Source organism: Algoriphagus confluentis, assembly GCF_036245625.1.
GTDB lineage: Bacteria > Bacteroidota > Bacteroidia > Cytophagales > Cyclobacteriaceae > Algoriphagus > Algoriphagus confluentis.
Genome location: NZ_BTPD01000004.1, coordinates 234,453 through 248,398, shown reverse-complemented (window position 1 = coordinate 248,398; position 13,946 = coordinate 234,453). Strand labels below are relative to the sequence as shown.

The 13,946-nt window shown below is 42.4% G+C and carries 13 protein-coding genes; 7 read left to right on the top strand and 6 right to left on the bottom strand.

Annotated elements, in window-relative coordinates:
• The first annotated feature begins 181 nt into the window (after window positions 1-181).
• Together AAA943_RS07585 and AAA943_RS07580 are read left to right on the top strand one after the other, a co-directional pair.
• Entirely contained in the window at window positions 182-1,711 is a 1,530-nt protein-coding gene (locus tag AAA943_RS07585) for a hypothetical protein (protein WP_338223627.1), read from the top strand.
• The gene (locus AAA943_RS07580) at window positions 1,689-2,222 is read left to right on the top strand and encodes a hypothetical protein (RefSeq protein WP_338223626.1); all 534 of its coding nucleotides are present in this window, start codon (window positions 1,689-1,691) and stop codon (window positions 2,220-2,222) included. The genes AAA943_RS07585 and AAA943_RS07580 overlap by 23 nt, the downstream gene beginning before the upstream one ends.
• A 136-nt stretch (window positions 2,223-2,358) precedes the next feature.
• Here AAA943_RS07580 and AAA943_RS07575 read toward each other — a convergent pair whose 3' ends face one another.
• Window positions 2,359-3,309: a pyridoxal-phosphate dependent enzyme gene (locus AAA943_RS07575; protein ID WP_338223625.1), complete on the bottom strand. Its 951-nt coding sequence runs from the start codon at window positions 3,307-3,309 to the stop codon at window positions 2,359-2,361.
• A gap of 177 nt (window positions 3,310-3,486) precedes the next feature.
• Here AAA943_RS07575 and AAA943_RS07570 point away from each other — a divergent pair, with 177 nt between their 5' ends.
• Entirely contained in the window at window positions 3,487-4,521 is a 1,035-nt protein-coding gene (locus AAA943_RS07570; protein WP_338223624.1) for a Fic family protein, read from the top strand.
• Window positions 4,522-4,678: 157 nt separating this feature from the next.
• On the opposite strand, the gene AAA943_RS07565 is transcribed toward AAA943_RS07570, so the two are convergent.
• A complete protein-coding gene (locus tag AAA943_RS07565; protein WP_338223623.1) occupies window positions 4,679-5,161 on the bottom strand; it encodes a peptide deformylase in 483 nt (160 codons plus the stop codon).
• A gap of 273 nt (window positions 5,162-5,434) precedes the next feature.
• Here AAA943_RS07565 and AAA943_RS07560 point away from each other — a divergent pair, with 273 nt between their 5' ends.
• A complete protein-coding gene (locus tag AAA943_RS07560) occupies window positions 5,435-7,348 on the top strand; it encodes an ABC-F family ATP-binding cassette domain-containing protein (protein ID WP_338223622.1) in 1,914 nt (637 codons plus the stop codon).
• Window positions 7,349-7,415: 67 nt separating this feature from the next.
• Here the strand turns inward: AAA943_RS07560 and AAA943_RS07555 are convergent, their stop codons facing one another.
• Window positions 7,416-8,138 (bottom strand): DNA alkylation repair protein, encoded by a 723-nt coding sequence (locus AAA943_RS07555; protein ID WP_338223621.1) that lies wholly within the window; start codon window positions 8,136-8,138, stop codon window positions 7,416-7,418.
• A 131-nt stretch (window positions 8,139-8,269) separates the two neighbouring features.
• Here AAA943_RS07555 and AAA943_RS07550 point away from each other — a divergent pair, with 131 nt between their 5' ends.
• The 3 genes from AAA943_RS07550 (at window position 8,270) to AAA943_RS07540 (ending at window position 11,295) form a co-directional block, all read left to right on the top strand.
• The gene (locus AAA943_RS07550; RefSeq protein WP_338223620.1) at window positions 8,270-10,288 is read left to right on the top strand and encodes a tetratricopeptide repeat-containing sensor histidine kinase; all 2,019 of its coding nucleotides are present in this window, start codon (window positions 8,270-8,272) and stop codon (window positions 10,286-10,288) included.
• Entirely contained in the window at window positions 10,281-10,916 is a 636-nt protein-coding gene (locus AAA943_RS07545; protein WP_338223619.1) for a response regulator, read from the top strand. Before AAA943_RS07550 ends, AAA943_RS07545 begins: the two co-directional genes overlap by 8 nt.
• A 103-nt stretch (window positions 10,917-11,019) precedes the next feature.
• The gene (locus tag AAA943_RS07540) at window positions 11,020-11,295 is read left to right on the top strand and encodes a hypothetical protein (RefSeq protein ID WP_338223618.1); all 276 of its coding nucleotides are present in this window, start codon (window positions 11,020-11,022) and stop codon (window positions 11,293-11,295) included.
• A 12-nt stretch (window positions 11,296-11,307) separates the two neighbouring features.
• On the opposite strand, the gene AAA943_RS07535 is transcribed toward AAA943_RS07540, so the two are convergent.
• The 3 genes from AAA943_RS07535 to AAA943_RS07525 all read right to left on the bottom strand — a co-directional run bounded on the left by AAA943_RS07535 (window position 11,308) and on the right by AAA943_RS07525 (window position 13,921).
• Window positions 11,308-12,168 (bottom strand): nucleoside phosphorylase, encoded by an 861-nt coding sequence (locus AAA943_RS07535; RefSeq protein ID WP_338223617.1) that lies wholly within the window; start codon window positions 12,166-12,168, stop codon window positions 11,308-11,310.
• Window positions 12,140-13,150 carry an oxygen-dependent tRNA uridine(34) hydroxylase TrhO gene (gene trhO / locus AAA943_RS07530; protein ID WP_338223616.1) on the bottom strand — a complete coding sequence of 337 codons (1,011 nt, stop codon included), beginning with the start codon at window positions 13,148-13,150 and terminating at the stop codon, window positions 12,140-12,142. Before trhO ends, AAA943_RS07535 begins: the two co-directional genes overlap by 29 nt.
• 135 nt (window positions 13,151-13,285) lie before the next feature.
• The gene (locus AAA943_RS07525; RefSeq protein ID WP_338223615.1) at window positions 13,286-13,921 is read right to left on the bottom strand and encodes an acetyltransferase; all 636 of its coding nucleotides are present in this window, start codon (window positions 13,919-13,921) and stop codon (window positions 13,286-13,288) included.
• Between the last annotated feature and the right edge of the window lie 25 nt (window positions 13,922-13,946).

Below are 13,946 nucleotides of genomic sequence, written 5' to 3'. Positions count from 1 at the left end.
CGAGAGATTTGGGTCTAAATTTTTTTAGTTTGAATTTGTGAGTTAGTGGATTAGTTAGTACATTTTTAAATATTTTAATAAACAGCCTAACTTAATTTTATGAAAAACACTTTTGCCCCCCCCCAAGTACAAAAAAATAAGTAGAACCGGATTTTTAGGTTTTCTAATTCTCTTTTTTACTTTGAACCTTTTTCTTAGTTCTTGCATTCCAGAGCCAGAAGCTCCTCAAATTGAGTTGAAAGAAAGCAATCAGCTTGCTAAGATTAGGTCTTGGTTTGAAGAAAATAAGTCCAAGCTTCGATTACAAGAAAGAGGTAGAAACTTTCGTACAGATTCCCAGGAACTCATTCTCCCCTTTTTCGAAAAGGAACCTGATTGGGAAAGATTTCACCATTACTTTTTTCCAGATGGAAGAGAGGTTTTTGAGGTAAGTCTGGAGAACGCCAAAAAATATTTTCCTGCAAGTCTGCTTGATAGCTTTCCTAACCAAAATCCAGCAAATTTTATAGTTCAAAATATAATTTTTATCAAGCATCCAACTGAAAACAGATTTGACCCATTGATTGCAAGGTATTTTCCAAGTGATGAGTATTCTATTGGAAAAATGAAAAATATCGCATTCAATAGATTAAATCAATATTGGTCTGGTCAAATTGATATTTTTACTTACGATGAACATCATTTTATAGGATTCCAAATAAATGAAGGGCAAATAGCCCAAACAAATAGGTTTGGGACTCCGGGTAATTTAAATTCTCGTGTTCTAAGTGATTGCCGACAAATCACTAGAGAAGTTGTTTGGACAAGTAGTTCCCCAGGTCCGGCTGATGATGATCCTCTAGGGCTTGGAGTAACTCTTCATTCAATCACAATTGTAGAAGTAATTTGTTCTGGTTCAATGGATAATAATCCTCCTCCTGGAGCAATAAATATTGATGGAGAATTCTATTATGAGTTTGCGAATGGAAATGAAGGCTGCACTGATTGTGATTATAATGTACCGATAATTAATAACCCAACAACCACTATTTTAAACCAACTTTCAAATCCCTGCGCAAGTTCGATCCTAAAAAATGTATTAAAAACTTCAAAATTAAGATCTAGCATTGGTCAATTAAATCAAATGAATGAAATTATTGATTTATTAGACAATGCTAATGGTTTTGAGTTTATAATTAAAAACTCAAGTATAAGTAATTCTACTGATCGAGATATTAAATACAATATTTATACAGGGAAAAATGAAGTAACAATTTATCTAAATAATAATTATTTAGAGACTGCAACAAAATTATCTATAGCTAGAACCATTCTTCATGAAATTGTTCATGCATATTTATTGTATGTAGGATGTGCTCCATTGGAGGAAGGAGTAATACAAAACGGGTTAATGAATTATGCTTTAACAGTAGGATTAGATCTTGGAGATATTCACCATAATTTTATGGCTCAGTATGTGGATGCAATTGGGTACTCACTCGAACAATGGCACCTTGCAAATGGGGGGGCAAGCAATATCCCTTCCAGTTACTTTAAGGAAATAGCATGGGGAGGGTTATCTGCAAAAAGTTTCAATTCAAGCAATAACCAATATGTATGGTTTGAGTCCTATAAAGTTTTAGTGCCTTCTGAAAGTGAGCGGATTAGAATTCATAATAATATAATAAATGAATATGTTAATAATAGTGATGCTAAAACTGATCCTTGTTAACTCGATCCTACTTGGATTTGGAGTAATGCAATGCAAAAATTCTAGCGAATATGATTTAATCAACTATCTCTCCTGCGGGGTAAATAATAATATATTAATAGACGAAGAGTTACTTATATGGAAAGACTGGGGTTTTGATTCTTATTCAGATTTACCTACAAAAAATATAAATTCTAGAGGAGGTTTTCAAACCTTTGATTTAGATAGCTCTTTGACTCAAAAAGACAAAGAAAAAATTGAACATATTTTAGCATCCAAAGCCACCTTAATAATCGAATTTGATAAACTTTCTTGTAAGGAAAAGTTATATAAAGCCCAAGGTTTTATACCTAAAAAGACCATTTATTCCTACTCGTTTCCCATTTTATTAAAGGGGAAAAATCAAGAGTTTTATGGGATTGTTTTGGAACAAAAAACTTTTGAGCTAAACAGTGAAATTAAGCTGAAAGTATTTGTGAGACAATCAGATTCTTGGGAGTGTGTTTACGAGGAATTACTTGGTTTTTCCTGAGATTGGTAACTGATTGGCCCAATTTGAGAGATTTGGGCCTTTCCTATTTCTATATTTTGGTTTTCCTTTGTTTAAAAAAGATGGCGGCAAAATGCTGTTGAATTGATATTTTTGACCATTAGATCTTAAGAAAAATCTACCAGTAAATAGGCAACTTCCCTAAATCCACATTGCCACCGGAGAGGATGATTCCGACTTTTTTACCTGCAAAGCGATCCTTGTTTGCCAATAAGGCCGCCAATGGAACTGCACAGGAAGGCTCGATCACGATCTTCATCCGCTCATAGACCAGCCGCATGGCTTCGATGATTTGTGGGTCCGTGGCAAGCAGGATGTCATCCACATAGGCTTGGATCAACTCAAAGTTCAACTTACCTAGCGAAGTTAAGAGCCCGTCGGCAATGGTAGTCGGGCCGGTTTGTGGGATGATTTGTCCGGCATGGAAAGATCGGAAAGCATCATCTGCTCCGGCAGGTTCGCCTGCGATGACTTCGATTTCAGGATTAAGGTAGTGGGCTGTCAAAGCTGTGCCTCCTAGCAATCCGCCTCCACCCACCGGGGCCATAACAATATCGAGATCGGGTTGGTCTTCCAAAAGTTCGAGCGTGCAAGTCGCCTGACCTTCGATCACATCCATGAAATCATAAGGGGGGATAAAGGTCGCTCCCGTGCGCTCTACGACCGCTTCAAGCGTAGTTTCACGGGCTTTGAGATTGGGTTCGCACTCGATGATCTCTCCTCCGTAGCCTTTGACTGCTTTCTTTTTGATCTCGGGGGCATTGGATGGCATCACGATGTAGGAAGGAATTCCTGCCACACTTGCGGCTCGGGCGAGGGCTGCTGCATGATTTCCGGAGGAGTGTGTTGCGACTCCTTTGGCTCTTTCCTCTGGAGTCAGTTTCATCACGGCATTGGCAGCTCCTCGGGCTTTGAAGGCACCGACTTTCTGAAAGTTTTCGCACTTAAAATAGATCTCGCAACCTGCGATTTCATTGATCGCGGTGGAGGTCATGATTGGGGTGCGATGGATAAACGACTGAATGCGGGCATGTGCCTCACGGATATCGGAAAGAGACGGGAAATTCATGGGTTAAAGATAGGGGAAGGGAAATACTGTTGAAATACACTTCGCTGCGCTCCGAGAAATAAGTTGACTTTTTGTATTCAATCGGCTCAAAAACTTCAAAAAATTGGGCAAATACGGCTCAATTTTAGTAGGATTTGAGCCGTATTTTTGACAATTTTGAGCTGATTCAATTTGAAGATGAAAGCCAATTCATTAGAAATTCTGTCTTTAATCCAACTCAGAAAGAGACTTTCAAGGCAAGAAATTGCGGAGAGTATTTCTTTTTTGGCAAGTCCTGCTACGCTCAAAAGACTTCTTCAGACTCTTCAGGATGAAGGCTGGATTACAGTTGAGGGAAAAGGGAAAGCTACCACTTATGTCTCCTCAGCGAAATTGGAAGTATGTTTTCCGATTGATCTGGAGACCTACTTTAGCAAAGAACAGGATGATCGGATTGTAAAAAGAAACTTTGATTTTGAGGTCTTTGAAAAACTGAAACAAGTTCAAGTTTTCAACAAAGACGAAACTTTTTCTTTGAATGAAATCCGAGAAAAGTTTCAGAGACGATCTTCCGAATTAGCTCCTGATGAATACCACAAGGAAATGGAGCGCTTGGCGATAGACCTGAGTTGGAAATCTTCTCAAATTGAGGGCAACACGTATTCGCTTTTGGAAACCGAACTTCTTTTGAAAGAAAAAAGAACTGCATCAGGAAAGACAAAAGATGAAGCTACCATGCTTCTGAACCATAAAGAGGCAATTGATTTTCTAGTCTCGAATTCAGATTATGCCGAGGAGATTTCTGTGAGAGCTATAGAGGAACTGCATGCTATTCTGATCCGAGAATTGGGAATAAATAAAAATATCAGGAGAAGAAGAGTGGGGATCACAGGTACCAACTACCAACCCTTGGATAATGAATTTCAGATTCAGGAGGCATTGGAAAAAACCTGTGATCTGGTCAACTCTGCTCAAAATGGCTATGAAAAAGCATTTTTAGCGCTTCTGTTAGTCAGTTACATTCAGCCATTTTCGGACGGAAACAAGCGAACTGCACGGATTCTATCCAATGCCCTACTCTTGGCAAATGGACTTTGTCCGATTTCGTTCAGGACTGTCGATCCCTTGGATTACAAAAAAGCCATGCTGGTTTTTTACGAGCAAACTAACCTGAGTCCGATGAAAAATATATTTATTGAACAGGCAGAGTTTGCTGTCGAAACCTATTTTTAAGTTTGATTCGGATCATAAATGTTCAAAAATCCAGTAAATACGGCTCAAAATCAAGTGAGTTTGAGCCGTATTCCTTGCGAAAATGAGCCGATCAAAACTATTTCATCCCGATTTATTGGGGCTTATTTCCATAGTATTTCAACTGTGTTTCAATTTATTATTTCCACTTAAAGCTTTTCTCATCAATCGCCCGCATGGTACAGAGCACCCCATCGAGGTGGTCGTATTCGTGCTGGATGAGTTCAGAGATCGCCCCCTCCACAGTCCAGCTTTGTTTTTCCCAGTTTTCGTCTAAATATTCCAAAGTCAGACTTTGGTGGCGCTTTACTTTCACGAGCAGATTGGGAAAGCTCATGCAGTCGTCCCACAACTCAAAAAGCTCCTCACTGAGTCCCTTCAGTTCGGGATTGAGGATAATGTAGGACCGATCCAGATTGAGGTAAAACATCCGCTTCATAATGCCCAACTGCGGAGCAGCGATTCCTCTTCCAAATCCATACACCCGACGAATATCTTCCATGGCCTCGTGCAGCTGCTGAGTCCACTCGGGAACCATGGGAAGGTCAGATTTAAGGACGGGTTCGCAGACTTCATAGAGCCGGGGATCGCCTAGTTTGAGGATATCGTGGATGGTTTTCATAGGGTTAAATCAAGATATGCTTCGCAAGATAAATGAGATATGCTTCGCGAGATAAATTGAAATACACTTCCTGAGATTGCTATCTCGGCTTTGGCCATATCTTGAAACTATCTCCAACACTATTTTTTCATAATGAAGATATGCTTCGTGAGATAAATTGAGATACACTTCGTGAGATTTCTATCTTGGCCTTAGCCATATCTTAAAATATCTGCGTAGCTATCTTTTTATATCCAGAAATCTTATCTCCTCTATTTCCCTTACTTTTGCCCCATGAATTACCTTTCAGTTGAGAATCTCAGTAAGGCTTTCGGGGAACGGAAGCTTTTTTCAAATATCTCTTTCGGCATTTCCCAGGGACAAAAGATTGCCCTTGTCGGCATCAACGGGGCGGGCAAGTCTACCCTGATGAAAATCATCATGGGTCAAGAAATCGCAGACACAGGCCAAGTGGCCATAAACAACTCGGTGAAGATTGCCTATGTGCATCAGAACCCGGTGTTTGACTCCAACCTGACGATCTATCAGACCATCTTTGACCAAAGTAATTCTGAGGTTCTTCGGGTGATCGAGGATTACCACAAAGCCATGCTAGATTCAGAGCGGGGCATTGACAACTCGGCCCAAATGAGCAAGTTGTTCGAAAAAATGGACGCGCTGCAGGCCTGGGATTTTGAGTATCAGGTGAAGGAAGTTTTGGGAAAATTGGGCCTTCATGATACCGAACTTTCCGTTGGGAATCTCTCCGGGGGTCAGCGGAAGCGGGTGGCTTTGGCCAAAGCCATTTTGGAGAAGCCAGACTTGCTTCTGCTGGACGAACCTACCAACCACCTCGACTTGGAGACCATCGAGTGGCTGGAAGATTACCTGGCTAAGGCCAATCTGTCCATTTTCATGGTGACCCACGACCGTTACTTTTTGGATAAGGTGACCAATGAAATCCTCGAACTCGATCAGGGAAAAATCCATCGCTACCAAGGCAACTACGGCTACTTTTTGGATAAAAAAGCCGAGCGACTTCAGATCGAAGACATTGAAATCGAAAAGGCCAAAAGTCTCTATAAAAAGGAGTTGGACTGGATTCGCCGTCAACCAAAGGCACGGGGCACCAAGGCAAAGTACCGAGTGGATGCCTTCGAAGAAACCAAAGAAAAAGCCTTCACCAAGCGGGAGGAACGGGATATTGAACTTTCAGTATCCACCCAACGCCTAGGAAATAAGATCCTCGAAATCGAAAAAATCAGCAAATCCTTTGATGATAAGACCTTGATCAAAGACTTTTCCTACATCTTCAAAAAGAAAGACCGAATTGGTATCGTCGGACCCAATGGTGCAGGAAAGACGACTTTTCTGAAAATGATCACGGGCTTGCTGGATCCCGATGCAGGTAAAATCTCCGTAGGCCAGACTACAGCTTTTGGCTACTATCGTCAGGAAGAAGACCGATTTGATGAGGAAAAACGACTGATCGATGTGGTAAAGGAAGTGGCCGAAGTTGTGGTGCTGGACAAAGGGCAAACTATCACGGTGAGCCAATTTTTGACCCAGTTTGGCTTTCCTCCCAAGCAACAATTCACTCCGATCGGTAAGATGAGTGGTGGTGAAAGACGACGCCTTCAATTACTGATGGTTCTGATCAAGAACCCCAACTTCTTGATCCTGGACGAACCGACCAATGATCTGGACTTGATGACGCTGAATATTCTGGAGGAGTTTCTGGATACGTTTCCAGGTTGCTTGATCATTGTTTCTCACGATCGATACTTTATGGATCGACTGGTGGAGCACTTGTTTGTATTTGAAGGCGAGGGTGTAATACGGGATTTCCCTGGGAATTATACCGATTTTAGGGAGTGGGAGAAAGAAAACAGTATCAAGTATCAAGACACAAGTATCAAGACTGAAGAGGCAAGAAGCGAGAAGCAAGAACCAATAGTCGAGAAGTCTGAGGCTGCACCAAAAATCAAGGCAAGCTATAAGCAGAAGCAAGAATTCAAAAAAATCAATGAGACCATCGCCAAGCTGGAAGGAGAAAAGGCCAAGATCACGGATCAAATCGCTGTCGGCACCACAGATATAGATCAATTGATGACTTGGACCAATCGCCTGCAGGCCATTGAAAGGGAATTGGAAGAATTGGAGCTGGCATGGCTGGAATTGAGTGAATTGGATGGGATAGAGGATTGAAATTAGCCACGAAGACCCAAAGGCATAAAGCTAGTTTAGTGTCTTCGTGCCTCAGTAGCAAAACAACTTAAAGCCTTCCCTTCAAAAAATCCTGCCTCAAGTCTTCCGGGAATTTCTCAATCGCATACCGCAAGGCTGTTCTGGGCATGGTTTGGTAGTGCATTTTTAAGAATTCAAGTTCTGTTTCAAAATCCCGCTTGCCGATCTCCCGAAGCATCCAGCCAACCGCCTTGTGCATGAGGTCGTGGGGATGGTTTTTGAGCTTCTCCGCCAAAGCCAAAGCATCGGTAAAATCTCCCTTTTTGATCCAAAAATAGCTACTGATTATCGCAATCCTCTGCCGCCAAAGATGTCCGGAATCTGCTAATTTGTGGAACAGCTCTTTTTCTTTTTTCCAATAAAAATGCCCCAAAATCTGATGACAGGAGCTGTCCACCAAGTCCCAATTATTCACAAAGTCCAAATGGGAAAGGTAAAAGTCCACCAGTACATTTTGATCAGCATCTGATTTGGTCTTTTCGTAGCGATAAACCAAAGCCATCAAGCCAGTCAGTCGGACTTCATGATAAGGATTTTGGATGAGTTTGGAGAGTTCATCCAGACTGATTTCCTTGAAAATTTTTTTTGCGATGGCCCGTTGGTCCGGAACTTTTACCCCGAGAAATAAATCTCCCTCCCCATATCCACCGGGGATTGCTTTAAAAAATCCCGGAAAAAAAGCTTTTTTCTTAGGGTCTGATTTTGCTTTGAGAGCCTTTACAGCAACCTGATTTAGAGCCGATGAAGTCAAGATAGTTTTGAGGAATACACCTAGGAGATTGCTAGGATGAGTTTGGAATAAAAATCATCTAAAATTAACTTTTTTTATGCCTATAGACACAATTCCTCTGTTTTCCTTTTTTTGAATTGATATCTTTAAAGATGCAACGAACCGGAGGGATACTTTTTGCACTTTTCCTTTTTTTGATTGGTTTTTCTACTGGTTTTGGCCAAAAGAAAGACAGTTTGGAGCAAGTATGGAATGGGGGAGGCCTAAGTCATGAGGCGGAGTTGTCTACTTTAGAGCTTCTTTATGGAGAGACTCTGGAGGCAGATTCTCTTTCCGGAATTTACCTTCGCAGGTTATTGGAATTGACACAAAGTCTGGAGAATCCCACCAAATATGCGAAATGGGCTATTGCATTTTTTCAGTCTCAATCTCCTGGAACCCAATCAAACGAGGAAAAAATTGCCATACTGAAGGATGCGATAAAGAGGGAAGATAGGATACCAGATACAAGGGTGAAGGGCAATTTGTTTCTCAAACTGGGAGGGGCCTTTTTTAATCTTTTCCAATTTGATTCTGCAATTACCTATTATCAACTGGCCATCTCTCGATTCGGAGAAAAGGATTCGTTGTATGTGGCTGATGCGCTGTTTTTTTCCGGACAGGCTTCCGACTACCAGGGAGATTTGCTCAATGCGATGGAAAAGTACCAGCAGGCTAGAGATATTTATGAATTGCTGGGTGATGAGGAGTATGTCAATTACGTCCTTGGGGGAATGGCTATTCTTTTCAGCAGGTATGGAATCTATGAGGAAGCTGACCAAATCCGGGAGAGATTAATTCAGGCTCATAAAGCTTCGGGGAAAACCAGCGAGGTTGGGATTCAGCTCTACAATCGAGCGGAAGATTTGCGAAAACAGGGAAAATATGCTGAGCAGCTTGCCACTCTCCGACAAATAGAGAAAATGATGCCCCTGAAGCCAGAGAGCCAATATTTTTTGGTGATGTTCCACCTATCCTATGCCAATTTTTTTGGGCGATTGGGTGACTTGGGTCAGCAAATGAACTACTTCACCAAGGCGAAGGAGATGATTCCCTTGTTTCCTGAATTTCAGCAGAATAATTCTTCCTTACTCTTTGCGGAGGCCCTGTTAAAAAAGAACCAAAGGAAGCCCGAAGAAGCCAATCGATTGGCCCTCGCCTACCTTGAGAAAGTAAAGCAATCCAAGGATATGGACCACTTGATCAGGGCTAGAGAAATAGTAGCGGAGACCTACGAGGACTTGGGTATGCAAAAAGAAGCGGCAGCCACTTGGAAAGCCTTGACCCAATTCAAAGATTCCCTCAACTCGGTCAACCAAACGACTACTTTTGCCTACTATCAGACCCTCTATGAGACGGAGAAAAAAGAATTGGAAATTCTCAATAAAACCAAGGAACTCGAGGATGCCAATTTGAAATCGGAAGCGAGAACGAGCTTGTTTTTGATCATTATCGGCGGACTGGTGATTGTGGGAGGGGGAGGCTTTCTTACAAAGAGTCTTCAGCAGGCCAAGAAGGAAAAAAAGCTTCAGGAGCGTTTTTCCCATGAATTACTCAACAGTCAGGAAGAGGAGAGAAAGCGAATTTCAAAGGATCTTCATGACGGGTTGGGTCAAAGCCTTCTTTTGATCAAAAATAGAGTAGCTCTTAGCCAAGATGAAAATGCCGGAGAATTATTGGATACCGCCATTTCCGAACTTAGGGCAATTGCGCGTTCTCTGCATCCCATGCAGTTGGAAAAACTGGGCTTATCCAAAGCTGCAGAGCAGCTATTAGACCAACTAGATAGAGAAACGGAGCTTTTTGTAAGTGCTGAAATCGAGCAGTTGGATAAATTGCTCACCAAGGTGCAAGAACTACATCTTTATAGGATTCTTCAGGAATGTCTCAATAACATACTCAAGCATGCAGAAGCATCCTCGATTCGGGTCAGTTTGGCTCAGAAAGAAAAGGAAGTGCAGCTGAAAATCGAAGACAATGGCAGGGGCTTTGATTTTTCTGAACGTTATCAGGATTTTCAGAGTTTGGGATTGAAGACTCTCAAGGAGCGAACTGCGGCAATTCAGGGGACCATGAAGGTAAGCAGTGAAAAGGGAAAAGGAAGTCAATTTACTTTTACTGTCTATGTCTGAAGCTGTCACTACCATCATTATTGCAGACGATCATCCTATACTTTTAAAAGGGTTGAAGGATTTTCTTCAGGACTTGGGGCTTCATGTGCTAGCTACGGCCAGTGATGGCAAGCAATTGTTGGATTTGGTGGTCAAAATGAAACCGGATTTCGTTTTGATGGATTTGGAAATGCCTGAAATGACCGGACTGGAAGTGGGAGAAAAGATGAATGAACTAGGGCTACCTACCAAAAAGATCCTTCTCACGCTTCACAAAGAACTTTTCATTCTACAGAAAGCCAAAGAGCTTCAATTTTCAGGATACATCTTAAAGGAGTTTGCCTTGGAAGAGCTGACAGCTGCCATTGGGATGATAAAGAGGGGGGAGCAGTTTTTTAGTGATAAAATTTGGGAAAACGATCGAAAAAAACCGCTCAAAGAACTTTCTGAGCCGTTGACTCCTTCAGAGACCAAAATTCTAAGACTGATTGCAGATGGGCTTTCGTCCAAGGAAATAGCCGATAAACTTTTTATCTCCGAAAGGACTGTAGATAAGCACAGAAGTAATGTGATTTCGAAGCTGAATCTGGAAAAAAAGCATAATTCCCTACTTCTGTGGGCTCAAAGAAACCGGGATATTATTGGATGAAATCCAAAAAAAATGGTTTGAAGGAGAAAAATACGTGATTATACGTATTGAGCGCTGAGGTGTCAGTCTTTACTTTTACCAAAGCAATAATTAATTTTTAGCTATGAACATCTCTTCTCTAAACGGGTCATTCAAAATTATTCAGACCGTAAAGAACCAAGACGAATTATTAGTTTTAGGCTCTTGGGCCGATTTGATTAAGATTTTTGACAGCAAACGTACTTTTTGTGTAGATAAGCAAAAAGGCCTTTTCGGTATTTACCTATGCAAACAGGAGTGTGCGGATCTGTTGGCCTATTTGGTTCAGAACATTGATTACCACGAATGGGAAGATTTTAATCTGGAAAAAGTCAATCCAGCGAGCCGATATTTGGCCTAAAGTCAAAGCTGCTTAATCAAGGATTTGGAGTGCCGACCTGATCAGTCGATCAATTGATTTTTCCGCCTCTTTGTCAAATTTTTTTAGCGGACGATTGGCGACTATCGCATTCATGCTGAGCACCTCATGTCCCAACAATTTGCCCATGGCGTAGTAGCCGGCTGTCTCCATTTCAAAGTTGGTCAGCTTTTTTCCCTGGATTCGTAATGCTGCCAATCGCTCGATCATCTGGTCAAATCGGGGTTTTAGCCGGACTTCCCTTCCCTGTGGAGCATAGAATCCCGGGCAGGTCAGCGTGATACCTCTGACTATTTTCTCGTCGATTTTATTGAGAAGGGAAGGAGAGGCAAAAGCCTGATAAGGCAAAAAAGACAACTTTAATTCCCTCTGTATCCCTTTTGCAAAGGATTGATCTTCCTTAAGCTCGGGATAATAAGTCATTAGGGTATCCATTCCTATCCCAACCTCGGATGCAAGCATGGTCCCTACCGGCAAATCTGCCTGCATGCTGCCGGAGGTGCCGATTCGGATGATCTGCAGACTGGTTTTTTCGGATTTGATGAGTCGGGTTTCCAGATCCACATTGACCAAAGCATCCAGCTCGGTCATCAGGATCTCAATATTGTCGGTTCCCATTCCGGTACTCATCACAGTTACCCTTTTCCCATTTTTCCAACCGGTATGGGTCACAAATTCCCGCTTTTGTGTTTGGAAGTCGATCTGATCGAAATACTGGGAAACCAACGGTACTCTATCCGGATCACCCACGGTAAAAACAGTAGAAGCCAGGTTTTCTGGCTTCAAATGCAAATGGTAAATACTCCCGTCCGGATTGAGGATCAGTTCAGACGCAGGAATCGGTTGGTTCTCCATGGAGTTTTTGGATTAGGTCTTTATTGGGCTTACGGTGGAGTCCCTTGTAAGGATTATATCCGTTGGTATTTTTTTGGTAATAGCCTGTACCGTCATAGGGCCGCTTCTCCGGGTGTTCTCTGCATTCTACAGAGCAGGCTCCGTCCAGTTCCCAGCCGCACTCTTCGCAGATGGCCAGGTGCTCATTGCAGCTTGGATTGGCGCAGTTGACCATGCGGTCGGATGGAGTGCCACAGACATGGCATTTTGAGACGATAGTAGGGTTGACCTTATTGACATCCAACGCGATACGGTTGTCAAACACATAGCATTTTCCTTCGAAGTCTTCTCCACCTGCTTCCATGCCGTATTTGATGATACCGCCATGGAGCTGATAGACGTCCTCGAAGCCTTGCTCAAGCAAGAAGGCAGAAGCTTTCTCACACTTAATTCCTCCTGTGCAGTAGGTGAGGACCTTTTTGTTTTTGAGGTGCTCGAGATCTTTCACTTTCTCAGGAAAATCCCGGAAGTTGTCGATATCGAGTGTGATGGCATTTTTGAATCGGCCGAGTGCATGCTCGTAATTGGAGCGAACATCCAAAATCACTACATCCTCCTGATCTTTCATTTTTTTGAATTCCTCAGGTTCCAGATGCTTGCCTGTCTTTACATTCGGATCCAAATGACGGAGGGAAGAGTGTACAATCTCCGGCTTGTACCGCACGTGAATTTTTGCAAAAGTGTGCGTGTCATGGTAGTCGATCTTAAACTCCGTCTTGGCAAACCGGGGATCGGACTTGACATAGGCCATGTATTTTTCGCAGTCTTCGATCTGACCAGAAACGGTACCATTCAAGCCTTCGTCTGAAATGATGATTCGACCTCGGATGTTGTTTTCTACACAGAAGAGGTGGTGTTTTTCCCGATACTCTTCGGGATTTTCAATCTGCGCATAGCAGTAGTACAGCAATACGCTATAGAGTTTGTTTTGTGTGTTTTCCATAACTAGAGCCCTGTTTCGGCAGGGTGTTTTGGGGTTTGTTTGATGTCCGATGCTGGATGTCCGATGATTGACTTCATCATTCGGCGTTTAGCATTCAATATTCGTTATTCCTTTTTTTAAATATCAAGTCTCAAATCATTTCACTTTAGCTGCGGGATTACCGAAGACGGTTTCATTTTTTCCAACAGAGGAAATCACCACGGAACCTGCACCCACTCTGGCACCTTTTCCGATGGTCACTCCTGCTACGATAGTCACGCCTGAACCGATGAATGCGCCTTCCTCGATCGTCACTTCAGCATTGATAATCGAGCCTGCTCCGATTTGGACAAAGTCCTCAATCTTTGCCTTATGATCAATAATCGCACCTGTGTGAAAGATACAATGACTACCGACTTGAGAACCTGCTCCGATAGTCACATTCGCATTGATAAAATTACCATGTCCGATCTCCGCATCTGTGGAAATATATGCTCGCTGATGGATGGCGTTGACTGGCTGGACTTTTCTTCTCTCATGAAGCATCTCCACTAGGAATTTTCTGTACTTGGAATCGTCCACAGCGACAAAGGCCTCGGTTTTTTTACCGATCAGCTTCAGGAAGCCATCATCTTCGGGATGTCCCAAAACCGGGACATTGTTGATTTCTGTGCTATGAAGCGACTCGTCTTCATCCAGCAAGCCATAAACAATGACCTGATTGCTGTTGAAAATTTCCAACGCAGGGTGGGCGATTCCTTTTGCTCCCAGAATGATCACTGGATTTTCCATGAATTGATTGAAGTTTGGCCTGCAA